The organism is Micromonospora sp. M51, assembly GCF_018070305.1.
In the GTDB taxonomy this organism is placed as follows: domain Bacteria; phylum Actinomycetota; class Actinomycetes; order Mycobacteriales; family Micromonosporaceae; genus Micromonospora; species Micromonospora parva.
In genome coordinates this window covers 1-385 of sequence record NZ_JAGPXZ010001564.1, presented here as the reverse complement: position 1 = coordinate 385, position 385 = coordinate 1, and the positions used below count along the sequence as shown (strand labels likewise).

At 73.8% G+C, this 385-nt stretch carries 1 protein-coding gene; it reads right to left on the bottom strand.

All coding sequences use genetic code 11. The features are described from left to right. A partial coding sequence (locus KBX53_RS35960; RefSeq protein WP_210864139.1) for an ATP-binding cassette domain-containing protein occupies positions 1-385 on the bottom strand: 385 nt, incomplete at both ends.

Sequence of the window (385 nt, the reverse complement as noted above, 5' to 3'; positions counted from 1 at the left end):
CCATCACCGCGTACTCCTCGGCGATCATGTGGGTGTCGCCCGCCGAGTCGGTGGTGGTGCGGCGCAGCACCTCGCTGCTGGTGCGCCCGTCCCGGATCGCGACCGTTCGTTCGACCTGGCCGCTGACCGCCGGGTCGTGGGTCACCACGACGACGGTGACGCCGTAGCGCCGGTTGACGTCGCGCAGCACGCCGAAGACCTCCGCGGACGTGGCCGCGTCCAGCTCGCCGGTCGGCTCGTCGGCGAGCAGGACGCGCGGCTGGTTGGCCAGCGCCACCGCGATCGCGACCCGCATCTGCTGCCCTCCGGAGAGTTGGCCCGGGCGGCGATCGGCGCAGTCGGCGACACCGAGGCTGTCCAGCAGTTCGGCCGCGCGCTCCCGACG